Origin of the sequence: Candidatus Dormiibacter sp., assembly GCF_050999135.1 — a bacterium.
Classification (GTDB): Bacteria; Chloroflexota; Dormibacteria; order Dormibacterales; family Dormibacteraceae; genus Dormiibacter; species Dormiibacter spiritus.
The window spans coordinates 25,492-39,831 of sequence record NZ_JBPCPN010000058.1 but is presented as its reverse complement, the minus strand read 5'-3'; the positions used below and the strand labels follow the sequence as shown (position 1 = coordinate 39,831).

24 protein-coding genes are annotated in these 14,340 nt (G+C 68.6%); 10 read left to right on the top strand and 14 right to left on the bottom strand.

The annotated features are described in order from the left end of the window. Positions 1 to 393: helix-turn-helix transcriptional regulator (locus ACR2MZ_RS14165; RefSeq protein WP_434005689.1), on the top strand; the 393-nt coding region annotated here is incomplete at its 5' end. A gap of 5 nt (positions 394 to 398) precedes the next feature. After that, positions 399 to 809, top strand: coding sequence for a VOC family protein (locus tag ACR2MZ_RS14160; RefSeq protein ID WP_434005688.1), 411 nt, complete (start codon positions 399 to 401; stop codon positions 807 to 809). Between the two features lie 51 nt (positions 810 to 860). On the opposite strand, the gene ACR2MZ_RS14155 is transcribed toward ACR2MZ_RS14160, so the two are convergent. The 9 genes from ACR2MZ_RS14155 to ACR2MZ_RS14115 all read right to left on the bottom strand — a co-directional run bounded on the left by ACR2MZ_RS14155 (position 861) and on the right by ACR2MZ_RS14115 (position 5,362). Further along, entirely contained in the window at positions 861 to 1,208 is a 348-nt protein-coding gene (locus ACR2MZ_RS14155; protein WP_434005687.1) for a winged helix-turn-helix transcriptional regulator, read from the bottom strand. A gap of 90 nt (positions 1,209 to 1,298) precedes the next feature. Next, a complete protein-coding gene (locus ACR2MZ_RS14150; RefSeq protein ID WP_434005695.1) occupies positions 1,299 to 1,619 on the bottom strand; it encodes a fumarylacetoacetate hydrolase family protein in 321 nt (106 codons plus the stop codon). Positions 1,620 to 1,622: 3 nt separating this feature from the next. Then, on the bottom strand, positions 1,623 to 2,711 hold the full coding sequence (locus ACR2MZ_RS14145; protein ID WP_434005686.1) for a winged helix DNA-binding domain-containing protein: 1,089 nt from the start codon (positions 2,709 to 2,711) through the stop codon (positions 1,623 to 1,625). Between the two features lie 46 nt (positions 2,712 to 2,757). Beyond that, the gene (locus tag ACR2MZ_RS14140) at positions 2,758 to 3,093 is read right to left on the bottom strand and encodes a redoxin domain-containing protein (RefSeq protein ID WP_434005694.1); all 336 of its coding nucleotides are present in this window, start codon (positions 3,091 to 3,093) and stop codon (positions 2,758 to 2,760) included. A 9-nt stretch (positions 3,094 to 3,102) separates the two neighbouring features. Beyond that, a complete protein-coding gene (locus ACR2MZ_RS14135; protein ID WP_434005685.1) occupies positions 3,103 to 3,240 on the bottom strand; it encodes a redoxin domain-containing protein in 138 nt (45 codons plus the stop codon). 8 nt (positions 3,241 to 3,248) lie between these two features. After that, positions 3,249 to 3,926, bottom strand: coding sequence for a 5-oxoprolinase subunit PxpA (locus ACR2MZ_RS14130; protein ID WP_434005684.1), 678 nt, complete (start codon positions 3,924 to 3,926; stop codon positions 3,249 to 3,251). Beyond that, positions 3,923 to 4,396: a MogA/MoaB family molybdenum cofactor biosynthesis protein gene (locus tag ACR2MZ_RS14125; protein ID WP_434005683.1), complete on the bottom strand. Its 474-nt coding sequence runs from the start codon at positions 4,394 to 4,396 to the stop codon at positions 3,923 to 3,925. The genes ACR2MZ_RS14130 and ACR2MZ_RS14125 overlap by 4 nt, the downstream gene beginning before the upstream one ends. Continuing rightward, a complete protein-coding gene (gene moaC, locus ACR2MZ_RS14120) occupies positions 4,393 to 4,878 on the bottom strand; it encodes a cyclic pyranopterin monophosphate synthase MoaC (protein WP_434005682.1) in 486 nt (161 codons plus the stop codon). Before moaC ends, ACR2MZ_RS14125 begins: the two co-directional genes overlap by 4 nt. Before the next feature lie 4 nt (positions 4,879 to 4,882). Then, entirely contained in the window at positions 4,883 to 5,362 is a 480-nt protein-coding gene (locus ACR2MZ_RS14115) for a GNAT family N-acetyltransferase (protein WP_434005693.1), read from the bottom strand. Between the two features lie 229 nt (positions 5,363 to 5,591). On the opposite strand from ACR2MZ_RS14115, the gene ACR2MZ_RS14110 reads away from it, so the two are divergent. Further along, positions 5,592 to 6,308 carry an HAD family hydrolase gene (locus ACR2MZ_RS14110; protein WP_434005681.1) on the top strand — a complete coding sequence of 239 codons (717 nt, stop codon included), beginning with the start codon at positions 5,592 to 5,594 and terminating at the stop codon, positions 6,306 to 6,308. A gap of 174 nt (positions 6,309 to 6,482) precedes the next feature. Here ACR2MZ_RS14110 and larB read toward each other — a convergent pair whose 3' ends face one another. Both larB and ACR2MZ_RS14100 read right to left on the bottom strand, forming a co-directional pair. Further along, the gene (gene larB / locus ACR2MZ_RS14105) at positions 6,483 to 7,325 is read right to left on the bottom strand and encodes a nickel pincer cofactor biosynthesis protein LarB (protein WP_434005680.1); all 843 of its coding nucleotides are present in this window, start codon (positions 7,323 to 7,325) and stop codon (positions 6,483 to 6,485) included. Then, a complete protein-coding gene (locus ACR2MZ_RS14100) occupies positions 7,325 to 7,714 on the bottom strand; it encodes a secondary thiamine-phosphate synthase enzyme YjbQ (RefSeq protein ID WP_434005679.1) in 390 nt (129 codons plus the stop codon). The genes larB and ACR2MZ_RS14100 overlap by 1 nt, the downstream gene beginning before the upstream one ends. 46 nt (positions 7,715 to 7,760) lie before the next feature. Here ACR2MZ_RS14100 and ACR2MZ_RS14095 point away from each other — a divergent pair, with 46 nt between their 5' ends. Genes ACR2MZ_RS14095 through ACR2MZ_RS14085 form a run of 3 tightly spaced genes read left to right on the top strand, consistent with a single transcriptional unit; the run spans position 7,761 to position 9,540 of the window. Continuing rightward, positions 7,761 to 8,045 (top strand): cupin domain-containing protein, encoded by a 285-nt coding sequence (locus ACR2MZ_RS14095; RefSeq protein ID WP_434005678.1) that lies wholly within the window; start codon positions 7,761 to 7,763, stop codon positions 8,043 to 8,045. Then, complete coding sequence (locus ACR2MZ_RS14090; protein ID WP_434005677.1) at positions 8,045 to 8,401, top strand: hypothetical protein; 357 nt, start codon at positions 8,045 to 8,047, stop codon at positions 8,399 to 8,401. Before ACR2MZ_RS14095 ends, ACR2MZ_RS14090 begins: the two co-directional genes overlap by 1 nt. Then, on the top strand, positions 8,338 to 9,540 hold the full coding sequence (locus ACR2MZ_RS14085; RefSeq protein ID WP_434005692.1) for a cysteine desulfurase family protein: 1,203 nt from the start codon (positions 8,338 to 8,340) through the stop codon (positions 9,538 to 9,540). Before ACR2MZ_RS14090 ends, ACR2MZ_RS14085 begins: the two co-directional genes overlap by 64 nt. Here the strand turns inward: ACR2MZ_RS14085 and ACR2MZ_RS14080 are convergent. From ACR2MZ_RS14080 to ACR2MZ_RS14070, 3 genes are all read right to left on the bottom strand, one after another. After that, positions 9,519 to 10,298, bottom strand: a complete 780-nt coding sequence (locus ACR2MZ_RS14080; RefSeq protein ID WP_434005676.1) for an alpha/beta hydrolase — start codon at positions 10,296 to 10,298, stop codon at positions 9,519 to 9,521. The two genes, ACR2MZ_RS14085 and ACR2MZ_RS14080, sit on opposite strands and share 22 nt — an antisense overlap. Before the next feature lie 105 nt (positions 10,299 to 10,403). Further along, positions 10,404 to 11,768: a diaminopimelate decarboxylase gene (lysA, locus tag ACR2MZ_RS14075; protein ID WP_434005675.1), complete on the bottom strand. Its 1,365-nt coding sequence runs from the start codon at positions 11,766 to 11,768 to the stop codon at positions 10,404 to 10,406. Positions 11,769 to 11,890: 122 nt separating this feature from the next. Further along, the gene (locus tag ACR2MZ_RS14070) at positions 11,891 to 12,121 is read right to left on the bottom strand and encodes an FmdB family zinc ribbon protein (protein ID WP_434005674.1); all 231 of its coding nucleotides are present in this window, start codon (positions 12,119 to 12,121) and stop codon (positions 11,891 to 11,893) included. Between the two features lie 3 nt (positions 12,122 to 12,124). Here ACR2MZ_RS14070 and rsmG point away from each other — a divergent pair, with 3 nt between their 5' ends. The 4 genes from rsmG to thiS are packed head-to-tail and all read left to right on the top strand — an operon-like array spanning position 12,125 to position 14,295. Beyond that, positions 12,125 to 12,757, top strand: coding sequence for a 16S rRNA (guanine(527)-N(7))-methyltransferase RsmG (gene rsmG / locus ACR2MZ_RS14065; protein ID WP_434005673.1), 633 nt, complete (start codon positions 12,125 to 12,127; stop codon positions 12,755 to 12,757). Positions 12,758 to 12,767: 10 nt separating this feature from the next. Continuing rightward, positions 12,768 to 13,562 carry a thiazole synthase gene (locus tag ACR2MZ_RS14060; protein ID WP_434005672.1) on the top strand — a complete coding sequence of 265 codons (795 nt, stop codon included), beginning with the start codon at positions 12,768 to 12,770 and terminating at the stop codon, positions 13,560 to 13,562. Continuing rightward, a complete protein-coding gene (locus ACR2MZ_RS14055) occupies positions 13,547 to 14,092 on the top strand; it encodes a thiamine phosphate synthase (protein WP_434005691.1) in 546 nt (181 codons plus the stop codon). The genes ACR2MZ_RS14060 and ACR2MZ_RS14055 overlap by 16 nt, the downstream gene beginning before the upstream one ends. Then, entirely contained in the window at positions 14,089 to 14,295 is a 207-nt protein-coding gene (gene thiS / locus ACR2MZ_RS14050; RefSeq protein WP_434005671.1) for a sulfur carrier protein ThiS, read from the top strand. The genes ACR2MZ_RS14055 and thiS overlap by 4 nt, the downstream gene beginning before the upstream one ends. Positions 14,296 to 14,340 lie beyond the last annotated feature (45 nt).

Below are 14,340 nucleotides of genomic sequence, written 5' to 3'. Positions count from 1 at the left end.
GTCCGCGACCGGATCGACCGGGAGTACGCGCAGCCGCTGGACGTCGAGGCGCTCGCCCGCGGCGCGCACATGTCGGCCGGCCACTTCAGCCGCCAGTTCCGGCGCGCCTACGGCGAGTCGCCGTACGGCTACCTGATGACGCGGCGCATCGAGCGTGCGATAGCGCTGCTGCGTCGTGGCGACCTCAGCGTCACCGAGGTCTGCTTCGCGGTCGGCTGCTCGTCGCTGGGCACCTTGAGCACTCGCTTCACCGAGCTGGTCGGCGTGCCGCCCAGCGTCTATCGGCGCCACGCGGCGCGTGCGACGGCGGGGATGCCGTCGTGCGTCGCGAAACAGGTGACCAGACCGATCAGGAACCGAGAAGCGCGGACCCCCGAGCCGCAGCTAGCGTGACCGCCATGGACATCACCATTCACGCGAGCTTCCTCCCCCACGACGAGCCGGACGCATCCCTGGCCTTCTATCGCGACACCCTCGGCTTCGAGGTCCGCAACGACGTCAAATACGGCGGGATGCGCTGGATCAGTGTCGGCCCCGCCGGCCAGCCCGGCACGTCCATCGTCCTGGAGCCGCCGGGCGGTGGGCACGGCCTCACCGACGACGAGCGGCGCACCATCGTCGAGATGATGGCCAAGGGCACCTACGCCCACATAATCTTTGCCACCGCCGACCTCGACGGCACCTTCGGGCGACTGCAGGCCAGCGGCGCGGACGTCGTCCAGGAGCCGGCCGAGCAGCCGTACGGGGTTCGCGACTGCGCCTTCCGCGATCCCGCGGGCAACCTCCTCCGAATCCAGGAGCTGCGCTGAGCCGTCCGGCTTATCGCACCCATACGTGGCCCAGCGAAAAGGAGGCGCGTCCTAGCCCGCTGCCTCGTCTCCGGGCTTGGCGCCGTTCAGTTCCTTCTTGGCCCAGCTGTCGACAGTCCGGAGCACAGGGCGCAGGCTCTGGCCCAAGTCGGTCAGCCGGTAGCTGACCCTCACCGGCGGCCCCGGGTCGACCAGCCTCTCCACCAGTCCCTCGCTCTCCAGCTCGCGCAGGCGCTCGGTCAGCACCCGGTCGCTGATACCAGGGATGCCGGCCAGAAGATGGTTGAAGCGACAGGTGCCGGCCATCAGGGCTCGGATCACGGCTCCCGACCAGCGCTTCCCGATCAGCTCGATAGCATGCTGGAAGGGCGCGCTGTAGTCGAGCGCCGGGGCGGCCATGGCGGGTAATTCTAGTCCCCGTAAGGCTTCAACGCCAGTGGTTCTTGACTTCGTCCCGAGCAGGTCCGCTCAGCGGTGGCGGAGCCCCAGTCAGTCGGCTTCGGCCGCTATCGGGTTGCGCAGCTCGCCCAGGCCCTCGATGGCGCTGACCAGCAGCTGGCCGGGGCGCAGAAACTCCGGCGGCTTGCGACCCAGGCCCACCCCACCAGGCGTTCCCGTCGCTATCACATCGCCGGCTTCGAGCGTGGTGAAGAGGCTCAGGAACGCGATGATCTCGGGCAGCCGGTGGACCATCAGCGATGTGTTCGAGCGCTGGACCACCCGCTCGCTGCCGTCCGGTTCCACGATCTTGCAGGTGATCGCCAGGTCGAAGGGGTGCGCGACCTCGTCGGCAGTGACCCAACCGGTCAGTGCCTAGCCTCGCCGCAGCTCCAGTCGAGTCTCGATGCCTAGAAACCGGCCGACGTCACTAGCCTCTGCTTCCAGAGCCTCCTCATCGCCCGGCACCCCAAAGGAGAGCTGCACCCGGATGGTGACGGCGCTCGCCCCGTACTGGCGGCGCAGCCGCCAGCTGCCGACCAGGCGCCCGTCATGGACGACGGCGGGATGGATCCAGCCACCGGCGTAGACCGCTTGCGAGGTGGCTGCATCGCGCAGCAGAGTGCGATCCCGGTAGCCGACCAGGTAAGTGTCGAACTTAGGCAGAAGCCGCCAGCCAGCACCCTCCTCACCCACTCCCGCCAGGAGAAGCCGGCGGCCGTCACAATCCACAGTGACCAAGCCGAGCGGCGAGCATGCGGCCCGGGCGGCGGGTAGCCCAAAGCCCGACCAGGCGGCAAAGTCCTCGACGGCGGCGGGGCCGAAGCCGGCGAAGTAGCGACGCGCCAGCTCAACCTCTGGCTCCAGCGGTCTCCGCTCTTTTACGCGGGCCAGCCACTCCTTCAGCAGGACATACGTCGGCTCTCCCTCAACCTCTCGGTCAGGGCCTCGGCAGATCACCCCTGCGGCGGCGGCAAAGACCATCGCGTGAGCTGCCGCCTGGCCGGCGGGGTCGAAGCGGACACCCGCCTGGGCGAGATCCGCCACCACCTCTCGCCGGCTCAGCGACCGTCCCGCCAGCACTCCGGGCAGCTTCTGGAGGAGACGCTCGCAGAGCGCGGGGTCCAAGCCCAGCTGCGCCCGGCGGCGCTGGAAGCGGGCGGCAATGGTGGGCCCGAGCAGCCGCACCAGCCAGCGCACGTCGGCGGCCGCGACCATGTGCAGAGTGCCCCGCATGAGCCAGGTCCTGACCACGCTCCGTTCCTGGTCGCAAGCCCTTGCGACTTGAGCCTCTGTCATGTGCCGCATGCGCGCTCGCACCGCCAACCGCGACGAGAGCAGATCCTGCGCCTGAATGCCGGCGCAGCCCGTCACTGCGGCCGCCACATCCCCAGCTCCGCGAGCGCCCAAACCCTGGGCCGCCATCCGCATGCGAAGCACCTGCTGCCCGCTCAGGCTGACCATCGCGCCCAGGCTAAAGTCTCAGGACGCGCTCTCGCCGGGGCGAATCCTATGCCTGCCCGGCCACCTCTTTGGCGGCGGCGATGACTGCGTCGTAGTCGGGTAGGGATTGCTCCTGGCTGCGTAGCCACGTCCAGCCGATCACGCCCTCACTGTCGACTATGAAGATCGAGCGGTTGGGCATGCCCTTGAAACCCTCGACGTCGTCGCGGCGCACTCCATAGGCCTCGACCATCGTCCGCTCGAAGTCAGCCAGCAGTGGAAAGGGCAGGCCGCCCAGCTCTCGGTCGAAAGCCTGATGGCAGAAGACGCTGTCCACGCTGATGCCGAAGATGGCGATGCCGGCGTCAGCCAGCTCCGCCTGCCGTGACCGGAACTCGGTCAGCTCGGTCTTTCAACCAGGCGTGAAATCGAGAACGTAGAACGCCAGGATGGTCGCTCGGTTGGCGCGGAAGGCCTCGCTCAAGGTCACGGGTCCGTCGGCGGTTCCAGGCAGCGTGAAGTCCGGTGCGGGCCGGCCGGCCTGCAGCATGCCCGGCGTCAAGCGCTGAGCGGGCCGGTTTCGACACCCGCCTCCGTGATTGCTTCCCGGATGCGTTTGGCGGTGGCTGCAGCGCCCGGCGAATCGCCGTGCAGGCAGATGCTGTCGTACTTGCCGGAGCGGATCTCGCGCAACGCCTGCTCGGCGGCCGCGTCCGGCTCCAGCACCGAGCCCGGCTGGGAGCGCGGCGCGAGCAGCCCGTTGGGCAGGTAGGCGCGATCCGCGAAGCCCTCGCGATAGCCCTTGACGCCCAACTTTTCGCAGGCGGCCAGGATGCCGTAACCAGGCTGGCCCATGACGCCCAGCCCAAACTCAGCCGAGACGCGCACCAGCACCTCAGCGCTCTCAGCGTCGGCCTGGCAGACGTGATAGAGAGCGCCGTGCGCCTTCACGTAGCCCAGCTTGCTAAGAGCGGCGAGGGCGCCGATCTGGAAGCGGAGCAAACCCTTCAGCTCCGGCAGGGGCAGGCGGTACTCGACCCGGCCGAAGTTCTCACGATCCTCAAAACCGGGGTGGGCGGCCACCTCCACGCCGAGCTCGTGGCAGCGGCGCGCTGTCGCAACAGATTCGTTGATGGAACCGGCGTGAGCCGCGCAGCAAACGTTGGCGCTGTCGATGTTGGGCAGGATCTCCTCGTCCTGGCCCACCGCCTCACCCAGATCGGAGTTGATGTTCATGAGTGCCGATTCTCTCCCTTCAGGACGCCCAGGGCGTGGTCGAGCACTGGCAGCACGGCTTCGAGCGACTCCCGAGCTCCAGCTTCGCTCCCCGGCAGCGCCAGCACCAGCGTGGAGCCCAGCACGCCCGCCAGCGAGCGCGAGAGCGAAGACATGGGAGTCTGGGCCAACCCGCGCTGCCGCATCACCTCGCCCAGTCCCGGGATGTCGTAGTCAAGTACCTCTTGAAGCGCCTGCGGCGTCACATCCCGCGGCGCCAGCCCGGTGCCACCGGTGGTGACCAGGAGGTCACGGTTTCCGGCGGTCCGGCGCAGCCAGCCGGCGATCTGATCCCGCTCGTCAGGCACCGTCTCCACCTCGCCCACTTCGTAGCCCTGGCGCAGCAGCAGCTCCCGCAGCGCCGGACCGCTCGAGTCCCGCATCTGACCGGCGCTTACGCGATCCGAGACTGTCAGCACGGCAGCTCTCATCCGGCTGGGCGGGTCCACTCGCCGGAGCGACCGCCCGTCTTCTTCAGCAGCCGCACCGACTGCAGCTCAACTCCTTTCTCCAGCGACTTCACCATGTCGATGAGGGCCAGGCCAGCCACCGCGGCGGCCGTCAGAGCCTCCATCTCGACCCCTGTCTGGCCGGTCACCCGGGCGGTCGCCTCGATCCGGACCGCCGCCTCCTCCAACTCGAGCCTCACCTCGACGCTGGAGAGTGGCAGGGGGTGGCAGAGTGGAATCAGCTCGCTGGTCCGCTTTGCCCCCATGATGCCCGCCAGACGGGCCACCGCCAGCGCGTCGCCCTTGCTCAGCTCGGAGTTCGCGATGGCCACGACGGTGCCGGGCGACAGCCGAACCCGGCACTCCGCCACGGCCTCCCGCTGGGTGGCGGGCTTGGCGCCGACGTCCACCATCCGAGCGGCGCCGCGCTCATCAAGGTGAGTGAAACGTGTGCCCGCGTCCACCTGGTCAGCCTAGCTTTTCGCCGAAGAGATCGAGTCGCCACTCGTTGCAGCGCATGAAGCTGCCCGGCGGGTACTCGACGACACACTCCTCCAAGAGGGTGAAGCCGAGCTTCCGACAGACCGCGTTGGAGGGTGGGTTGTCGACGGACGGGAACGCGTGGAGGCAGCGAAGCTTCCGCTCTGAGGTGGCGCTGGCGACGGCCTCCGCGGTGGCTGTGCTGGCGATACCTCGGCCCTGGAACGCCGGAAACACCGACCAGCCGGTCTCGTAGACCTGCTGGTCGCGCCACGTCCGCTCCCAGTAGCCGACAGATCCGACTGCCTGACCGGACACAGTGTCCTCGATCTTGAACATCCTGCCCTGGCCGGAGTCTGCTAGCCGCTCATAGCGTGACTGGCGATCGGCGATCTTAGCGTCGCTCTCGGGACCCCCGAGGTGGTGGGTCATTGCCGGGTCGCCCATCAACTTCTGGAGAAGGCCCAGGTCATCCTAGCCCCACGGAACTATGCGTACGGCGCTCCGCTGGGAGATCCGAGACTGCTGCATCCCTGCTTCCACCTCCCCCAATCTAGAGTCCGAGCGGCCGCACCTGCCTGTCAGCCAAGAGCTGAGATCCCGCCAAAAGCCTGCCCTATCACTAGGATGCGGTCTTATTCGCTGCGACCCTGACCTTCAGAGCCCCGATGTATAGCCCACGCCACGCCTCGTCGACATGAGCCTGGGCGATCGGATGGGCCCCGTCGCGGCCGTCCTCTTTGACTACGGGCAGACGTTGGTGTCCTTCGACTATCCCCGTGCGCGCCTGCTCCAGGTGCTGAAGGAGGTTGCGCAATGGCTGGGGCCGGACGCCCCGCCACCGGAGTGGCTGCTGAACAATGTCCTGGAGCCGCTGGAGGTGGGTCTGGCTGATGTCGATGAGAGCGAGGTCGATTACTTCAGCTATTACCTGGCCGGCTGGCGTCGCGCCGGTCTGGAAGTGCCCACCGAGATTCTGTGGCGGATCATGGAGCGGGAGCAGGCGTGCTGGGCCAGAGCTGTGCGCCCGGCGCCCACAGCCTTCGCGACCCTGCGCACGCTGCGGCAGCGCGGCTACCGGCTGGGCATCGCCTCCAACGCTCCCTTTCCGCCCGAGCTCCTGCACCGTCAGCTGGCGCTGAACGGATTCAGTGACGTGGTCGACGCAGCCGTCTTCTCCTCTGAGATCGGCAAGCGCAAGCCGGCCAAAGAGTTGTATCTGGCGGCTCTGGCGAAGCTCGAGGTCGAGCCAGGGCGCGCGCTCTACATCGGCGACAAGCCGCGCGAGGACTACCACGGCCCCTGTCGGGCAGGACTCGATGCGCTCATCTGCACTGAGCTGACTGACGCCGAACCGCCGCCCCCGATCCCGTTCATCCGCAAGCTGAGCGAGCTCTTGGAGCGTCTGCCCTGAGCCGGCCGGAACGCCCCTCTCGACGCAAGCCGGGCCGACTCTGGCTGTTCTTCTACGGCCGAAAGCGGAGCGGCTTTCCCGGGCTACTGGTCGGTCTGCTGGGGCTGGTCTTCCTGCTCGCGCTGCTCTACTCGCTGCCCGGCGGGGCGGATCTGAGCCGCTACTGGATAGTGATCACGGTTGCGGCACTGCTCTTTCTGGTGATCGCGGCGCTGGTGGTGGTGGTGATTGCCGCCTTTCGACCGCCTCGGCGCCGCGGCGGGCCGCGCGGGCGGCGATGAGGACAGCAGCAGCGCCCGCGCCCACGCCGTTGTCAAGGTTGACGGTCACGAGACCCGTGCTGCAGGACTGGAGCATCGTGAGCAGAGCTGCTTCGCCGCCACCGCCCAGCCCGTAGCCTGTCGAGACAGGCACGCCGATCACCGGCCTGTCGGTCAGACCGCCCACCACGCCCGGCAGGACACCGTCCATCCCGGCGGCCACTACCAACACATCAGGGTCCCATTCGAGAAGCCGCGAAAGCGGCGCCACCAGGCGATGGAGACCCGCCACGCCCACATCCGCCACCAGGCGGCACTCGATTCCCCCGGCCAAAGCCAGCATGCGGACCTCCTCCGCGACCGCCAGGTCCGAAGTGCCCGCCGTGATCACCGCTATGCGGGCGTCCAATGTGGCTGGCGAAAAGCCGGGCCGCACAACGCGCGCTGCGTTGACATGGCGGTGCATTTCCAGACCCGCGGTGCCGACCTCCGCCTCCAGCTCCGACCAGTGCTCGGCGGACAGCCGGCTGACGAGACCCTGCCCCTGTTCCTGGGCCAGCGTGACCGTCAGCCGGGCTGCGTCGCCGGGCGTCTTGCCGGCCGCGAGCACCACCTCAGGCAGCCCCCGCCGGGCCTGGCGCCCCAAGTCCAACTGGGCCTGTCCCGCCAGTTCCTCCAGTTGGGTGCGGCGCAGCAGCTGCTCGGCCTGGGTTTCGCTCAGCTCTCCAGCTCGGTAGCGGCGCAGAATCGAAAGCATCAGCTGACTACCACCCAGACCTCTCGCGGCCGCGGGCCATCGAATTCGCAGAGAAAGACCGCCTGCCAGCAGCCCAGCTGAAGCTCGCCACCGCTGACCGGCAGGCTGGCGCTGTTGCCCAGCGCCATCGCCTTCAGGTGTGAGTCCGAGTTGCCCTCCTGGTGACTGAATCCGGCGTGCTGCGGGATGAGCTGGCGCAGATGCTGGAGAGCGTCAGCCTGGACGTGCGGGTCCCAGCCCTCGTTGACAGTCACCGCGCAGGTTGTGTGCGGCGTGGCCACCAGGCAGATGCCCTCGTCCACGGCGGCCTGGCGGACCGCAGCGCTGACCTGGTCGGTCACGTCAAGCATCTGCTCTCGACGGTCGCTGTGAACTTGGATCCTGGTCACCGCGCCGATTGTAGGATCGCCCCGTGACCTTGGAGATCCGGCACTGATGGGCTCGCTGAGTGAGCTCAGAGCGAAGCTGGAAAGGGAGGCGGAGGGCTGCTACAGCTGGTCCAACGGCCCCGACAACGTTTACGCCGAGCACAAGCATCCCTACACCAAGATCCTCTACTGCGTTGAAGGCGCCATTGATTTCGTCCTGCCCGAGCGGGTGCTGCACCTCGCGGCGGGAGATCGGATGGAGCTGCCGGCGGGTACTTCCCACTCCGCCCGGGTCGGCCGAGATGGCTGCGTTTGCGTGGAGGGTCGGCGCCGTACGATGGATCCTGAGTGATGTTCCTGGACTTCATCCGGGATCGGGCCCGCTACTACAACTGTCCGGTCTGCGGTCAGAACCTGACCGACTGCGACCTGCGCCTGCTGCGCCACGTGGAGAACCGCTACACCATCCAGGTGGGCTGCGCAGCTTGCAAGGCGGAGTTTGTGGTGCTGCTTGTGATCCAGGGGGAGACCGCCGCCGGCAGCGAAGAGGAGTATGCCGGCCTCGTGCCCCTGCAAGAGGAGGCCACCGAAGGGCCTCCCGCCCGCGACCCGATCCAGGCCGACGAGGTGCTGGACCTTCATCTCTGGCTGAAGGACTGGAACGGCAGTCTGACCGAGCTGGCCCGGGCGCCTTCCGAGAAGTCCTGAACCGGATCTACCTCGACGACGCCGGCGCAGCGCCGGTCTTGCCCGAAGCAGCTGCCGCGCGGAAGGGCTCCCCTTGGGCGAACCCGTCCAGCCCCCACCAGTTCGGCCAGGCAGCCCGCACTGCTCTCGATTCGGCGCGCGATCGCGTCGCCGTCGCGCTGGGAGTCGGTTCGGCAGAGCTGGCCTTCTGCGCCTCCGGCACTGAAGCTGTCAACCTGGCGTTGCTGGGCGCCGGCCGCCGGTTGCCCGAGGGCCGAGCGCTGGTCACCTGGGCGGGCGAGCACCAGGCGGTGCTGGGCGCGGCGCGGGAACTGCAGCTCGAGGGCGTGCCGGTGGTGATCCTGCCCACCGACCGCTTTGGGTTGGCCGACCTTTCGCTGGTGCCGGCTGAGGCTGGACTGATCTCCCTCGGCCTGGCCAACAACGAGCTGGGCACTGTGCAGCCGGTGGCCGAGGTCGCGGCGCTGGCGCAGGAGCGGGGAGCGCTTCTTCACCTGGACTGCTGCCAGGGGCCCCGCTGGCTGCGACCGCCGCTGGAGCTCGTCGACCTGGCCTCCTTCTCGGGGGCCAAGCTCGGGGCCGGCCCCGGCGGTCTTCTCTACGGCCGGCAGGAGGTGCGGCTCCAGCCGCTGGTCTACGGCGGTCCGCAGGAGTGGGGCCGCCGGGCCGGCCGGGAGGACGTGGGCTCCGCGCTGGCGATGGCTGCGGCGCTCGGCGTCTGCGCGGCGCACCGGGAAGAGGAGGCGGAGCGCGTCGCGCTTCTCTCCGACCGGCTGCTGGTTGCCCTAAACGACGCAGGCGGCGAGCTGACTGGCGGTGAGCCGCGGCTTCCGAACTATGCCACGGCTGTCTTCAGCCAGCGCCGGGGCGAGGATCTCCTGCTCGCGCTCGACGCGGCAGGGATAGCGGCTTCCAGCGGCTCGGCCTGCGCCTCCGGTTCGCTCGATCCTTCGCACGTGCTGCTGGCGGCGGGCTACACGCTGGAAGCGGCCCTCGGCAGCCTGCGCCTCACCGCCGGCTACGACACAACTGCGGCGGAGGTGGAGTGCGCGGTGGAGACGCTTCGCCGAGTCCTCCGCCGCCAGTCGATTCGGCCGTTGGCCCAGACAGTACTGAGTCAGCCCCGCTCGAGCAATTGAACGAGCGCGTCGGCCACGGCGCCCGGATTGGTCAGAAGGTGCAGGTGGTGACCGGGCAGGTGTGCCACCGGCCAGCCACGGGCTTGCGCTTCGGAAGCCGCTGAGGCGTACGGTTCGCTGAACCACAGGTAGCCGCAAGGCGCGTCCGGCCACCAGGTTGCCGCGGGCACCGCCTCCTCGAAGTAGGCCAGCGGCAGAGACGGCAGCTCAGCCGTGACCCGAGCGCGCAGGGCGTCGTCAGGGAGCAGTGAACGCATGGCGTCTTCGCCCCACCACTGAGACCAGGGCGGCAGCCGGTCGCCGGTCGCCAGTGCCCGCAGCTGGGCCAGGAACTCCGGTGGCGCGATGGGCGTCGGCTCGGTCGGATGCGGCAGGCCGGCGTCGACGAAGACATAGCCGCGATTCCTGGGTCGCAGCAAAGCCCCTATCTGTGGCAGCAACGGCCCGGCTCCGCTGTGACCGACCAGCACCACCTCGGCGGGCGGTCCGGTCGCGGCCGCCGCCGCGCTTTGGACAAAGTGTCGCCAGAGGGGAGGTGGCCCGTCCCTGGCTGCCAGCAGCGACGGGATGACCACCGGCCAGCCTCGCTCCCGCAGAACGCTCCCCACCTCGCTCCAGGTCGCTGGGCCCACGAGCGGGCTGTGACAGAGGATCAGCGTCGGCCTGGCCGCTGGCTCGGTCCCTCTAGAGGTGCGGCCGGGAACCCGGCCGAGAGATTGGTTGGTCAGGTGGGTCAGATCCAAGGAGCCGACGAGCACCGCAGTGAGCGTATTCCGAATACGCGCAGCGAGGAGCGCATGAGGCGACGCCGGAGATGGCCCGCATGGGCGCCCAAGATCCGGACGGGCTTTTCGGCCGCACCTCTAGAGAATCTCGGCCGCCAGCAGATCGTCGTAGGTCTCGCGACGGCGGATGAGGCGATCCCGGCCGCCGGAGACGATGACCACCGCGGGGCGGGGCAGGCCGTTGTACTGGCTCGCCATGGCGAGGCAGTAGGCACCGGCGGCCGGAATGACCAGGATGTCGCCGGTGCGAACAGATGGCAGGCGGGCGTCGCTGACCAGGATGTCGGTCGACTCGCAGTACTTGCCGGCGATGCTGACGGTCTCGGTGGCGGCTCCCTCAGGATCGTGCGCCAGCAGCGGCTGGTAGAGCGCGTCGTAGAGCTTGGGCCGGATGTTGTCGCCCATCCCGCCGTCGACCGCCACGTAGCGCCTGACGCCGGGGATGTCCTTGATCGAGCCGACCGTGTACAGCGCAACCCCAGCCGGGCCCGCAATCGCGCGGCCCGGCTCCACAACCAGCGCCGGCTGCGGCAGCGAGCGAGCGGAGGCGCCGCCGGCTAGCGCCGCGAGCAGCGTCCCGACAAACTCGGCTGGCGTCGGGGGATCATCCTGCTCCGTGTAGGCGATGCCTAGACCGCCCCCGGCGCCGAGCTTGCGGGGTTCGTAGCCGAGCTCGCCCTTCAGTTGGGCGAGCAGGTCGAGCATGATCTCCAGCGCCTGTAGGTGGCCACCAAGGTCGTAGATCTGGGAGCCGATGTGGGAGTGGAGCCCCTCGAGCTGGATCGAGTCCAGCGCCAGCGCCTGCTCCACCGCTGCCCGGGCGGCACCTGACTCGATCGAGAAACCGAACTTTGAGTCCAGCTGGCCGGTGGCGATGAAGGTGTGGGTCTGGGCGTCGACACCCGGCGATACGCGCACCAGACACCGCTGGCGGTGTCCAGCCGGAACCACCCGACGCAGCAGCTCGATGTCATGGAAGCCGTCAAGGACGAGTGTGGCGCCCGCAGCAATAGCCGCGGCTACGTCTTCCTCGCTCTTGTTGTTGCCCAGAAAGTAGATCCGATCGGTCGGGTAACCAGCCCGCAGCGCTATGTGCAGCTCGCCGGCGGAGACGACGTCGAGTCCCAGACCCTCGCTGGCGACGATGCGTAGAAAGCCTGGGGAGGCAAACGCCTTCGCCGAGTAGAGCACCTCGCCCCTGTCGCCCATCGCGGCCATGAATTCCTGACAACGGGAGCGCACGGTGGCTTCGTCGTAGACGTAGAGCGGCGTGCCGTGACGCTGGGCCAGCTCGATCAAATCACAGCCGCCGATCTCCAGATGGCCACGTTCGTTCACCCGGTGGCTCACCGGGAGCAGCATCAGCGGGCTAGAGGTGCGGCCGCGAGCCCGGCCGAGAGATTGGATGGCCAGGTGGGTGAGATCCAAGGAGCCGACGAGCACCGCAGTGAGCGTATTCCGAATACGCGCAGCGAGGAGCGCGCGAGGCGACGCCGGAGATGGCCCGCATGGGCGCCCAAGATCCGGTCGGGCATTGCGGCCGCACCTCTGGGGCTAAGTCGGCGTCAGTGACCGCAGCCGCAGGCGCCACCGCAGCAGCCACCGCCGGCCTGCGGAGCCATCGGCAGGCTGCGTGATTCGCTGGCGCCGCCGACCGCTGCAAAGCTCGAGACCTGGACTGAGGTGCGCAGCGACTCGCAGCTCGGACAGACCTGAGAGCGGCCGCGCTCAGAGAAGGAGATCAGACGCTCGAAACTGCCCTGGCAATCCTGACAGCGATACTCGTAGATCGGCACGCCTTGGATTCTAAGCTCACCGCGTACCTCCGCCTGCTCGCTGCCTGGCCGGGCCTGGCCAGCAGGCCGGATCGGGCGCTGGTTGAAGACAGCCTCGTGCTGCTGCCGCACCTGGACGGCGTGGGCAGCCTGATCGACGTCGGCTCGGGCGGTGGCATGCCTGGCCTGCCGCTCGCTCTGGCCCGGCCGGATCTGGCTGTGACGCTATTGGAAGCCGAGCACAACAAGACAGCTTTCCTGATCCACTGCGTCGCCACGCTGGAGGTGGTCAACGTGCGGGTGGTCTCCCAACGGGCGGAGACGGCCGCCCACACGAGCTTGCGCGAGAGCTTTGACGTGGCCACCTGTCGGGCGCTCGCCGCGCTGCCGGTGCTGGCCGAGCTGTGTTTGCCCTTCGTCAGCGTGGGAGGCCGGCTGCTGGCCCTGAAGTCGGGGCCCGAGCCGGACGGCGGGGCGGTCGGCCTGCTGGGCGGAGGCCCGGTGACAGTGCTGCCGGCGGCGAGCGCCGCCAGGACCGGCGGAGTCATCCTGGCGGCGAGCAAGGTGAGGCCGACACCTGACAGCTTTCCACGCCGGCCGGGCCTGCCGAATCGGCGCCCACTGCACGCCCGAGGAGGCGGTGAGGACGGCGCGTAGAGTTGAAAGCGTGGCCATCGCGGTTGAAACGGATTCGCTAGTCATCGCCGGAGTCGAGCTCCGCTCGCGGCTGTTCTTGGGCACCGGCAAATACAGCTCCGACCGGGAAATGGTCGCCGCCCTGGAGGCGTCGGGGGCTGAGCTGATCACCGTGGCACTCCGCCGCCTCGACGTTGATGACCCCAACCGGAAGACGATCCTCGACGCGATCGACTGGCAGCGTTACCGGATCCTTCCCAACACCGCAGGCTGCCAGACCGCCGAAGAGGCGATCCGGATTGCTCGTCTGGCGCGTTCGATGGGTCTCTCGGACTGGGTCAAGCTGGAGGTCATCCCAGATCCACGCTACCTGCTGCCCGATCCCATCGAGACGCTGCTGGCGGCTGAGGCGCTGGTCAAAGAGGGGTTCACGGTTCTGCCCTACATCAACGCCGACCCGATCCTGGCGCGGCGCCTGGAGGCGGTTGGCTGCGCGACCGTGATGCCGCTCGGCTCGCCCATCGGCTCTGGCCAGGGATTGGTCAGCCAGCGCCAGATCGAGCTGATCATCGAAGCTGCCGGCGTCCCGGTCGTCGTCGATGCCGGCATCGGCTCGGCCAGCGATGCCGCGCTCGCGATGGAGCTCGGCGCTGACGCGGTCCTGGTCAACACGGCGGTGGCGAGGGCGGAGAAGCCGGTTCTGATGGCGGAAGCAATCGCGCAGGGAGTGGTGGCGGGCCGCAAGAGCTACCTTGCGGGGCGGATTCCGCGCCGCTTGGAGGCTGCCGCCAGCTCGCCCATCAGCGGGGTATCGGAGCGCTCGTAACCCCTGTTGCGCTGGCCCTCGTCAGCGATGCGGAGAGTGGACTCCAGGCGGTTAGGAGAGGCGCCACCATGCTCCTCCTGCGGGCGCCTGAGCTCAGCACGCGGCAGGAGGAAGTGGAGCTGAGACGCCTTGTGGACGCTTCGCCGGTGCCCGTGCTTGCCCGTTCTCGCTGCGATGTGGCGCTCGCGGTGGGCGCCGCCGGGGTGCACCTGCCCGAGGTGGACATTCCAACAGTCGATGCTCGCGCACTGCTTGGTCCGGAGCGGCTGCTGGGCCGATCAGTGCACAGCCTGGAGGCGGCCAAGCAGGCGGAGGCTGAGGGAGCCGACTACGTGCTCTTCGGCCCCGTGTTTCCGACCGCTTCACATCCCGGTCAACCGCCCGTAGGACTTGGGGCTCTGCGGGAAGTCTGCCTGGGCGTGCGCATCCCCGTGCTGGCGATCGGTGGCGTCGACGACGACCGCAGCCAGGAATGTCTGGTGGCTGGGGCTCAGGGCTTCGCAGCCATCGGCTACTTTCAACGGCGATGAACCTTCGCGTCAACGGGAAGGACGTCGAACTGCCCGGCCCGATCTCCCTCCTTGATTACATCGCGCGCTTGGGCGTGGACCCGCTGGCAGTGGCGGTGGAGCTGAACGGCGAGATTGTCGCCCGCGAGAGCTACACCGAGCGCACGCTCAACGAGGGTGACCGGCTCGAGATAGTGCGCATGGTGGGCGGCGGCCGGCGATGAAGCTGACTTGGAATCGCGTCTTTGCGTGACGGATGCGTCGCCACT

Coding starts and splice junctions, on each gene's coding strand:
- ACR2MZ_RS14160 (WP_434005688.1), top strand. CDS start 399: ATGGACATCACCATTCACGCGAGCTTCCTCCCCCACGACGAGCCGGAC.
- ACR2MZ_RS14155 (WP_434005687.1), bottom strand. CDS start 1,208: ATGGCCGCCCCGGCGCTCGACTACAGCGCGCCCTTCCAGCATGCTATC.
- ACR2MZ_RS14145 (WP_434005686.1), bottom strand. CDS start 2,711: ATGGTCAGCCTGAGCGGGCAGCAGGTGCTTCGCATGCGGATGGCGGCC.
- ACR2MZ_RS14135 (WP_434005685.1), bottom strand. CDS start 3,240: ATGCTGCAGGCCGGCCGGCCCGCACCGGACTTCACGCTGCCTGGAACC.
- ACR2MZ_RS14130 (WP_434005684.1), bottom strand. CDS start 3,926: ATGAACATCAACTCCGATCTGGGTGAGGCGGTGGGCCAGGACGAGGAG.
- ACR2MZ_RS14125 (WP_434005683.1), bottom strand. CDS start 4,396: ATGAGAGCTGCCGTGCTGACAGTCTCGGATCGCGTAAGCGCCGGTCAG.
- ACR2MZ_RS14110 (WP_434005681.1), top strand. CDS start 5,592: ATGAGCCTGGGCGATCGGATGGGCCCCGTCGCGGCCGTCCTCTTTGAC.
- larB (WP_434005680.1), bottom strand. CDS start 7,325: ATGCTTTCGATTCTGCGCCGCTACCGAGCTGGAGAGCTGAGCGAAACC.
- ACR2MZ_RS14095 (WP_434005678.1), top strand. CDS start 7,761: ATGGGCTCGCTGAGTGAGCTCAGAGCGAAGCTGGAAAGGGAGGCGGAG.
- ACR2MZ_RS14090 (WP_434005677.1), top strand. CDS start 8,045: ATGTTCCTGGACTTCATCCGGGATCGGGCCCGCTACTACAACTGTCCG.
- thiS (WP_434005671.1), top strand. CDS start 14,089: ATGAACCTTCGCGTCAACGGGAAGGACGTCGAACTGCCCGGCCCGATC.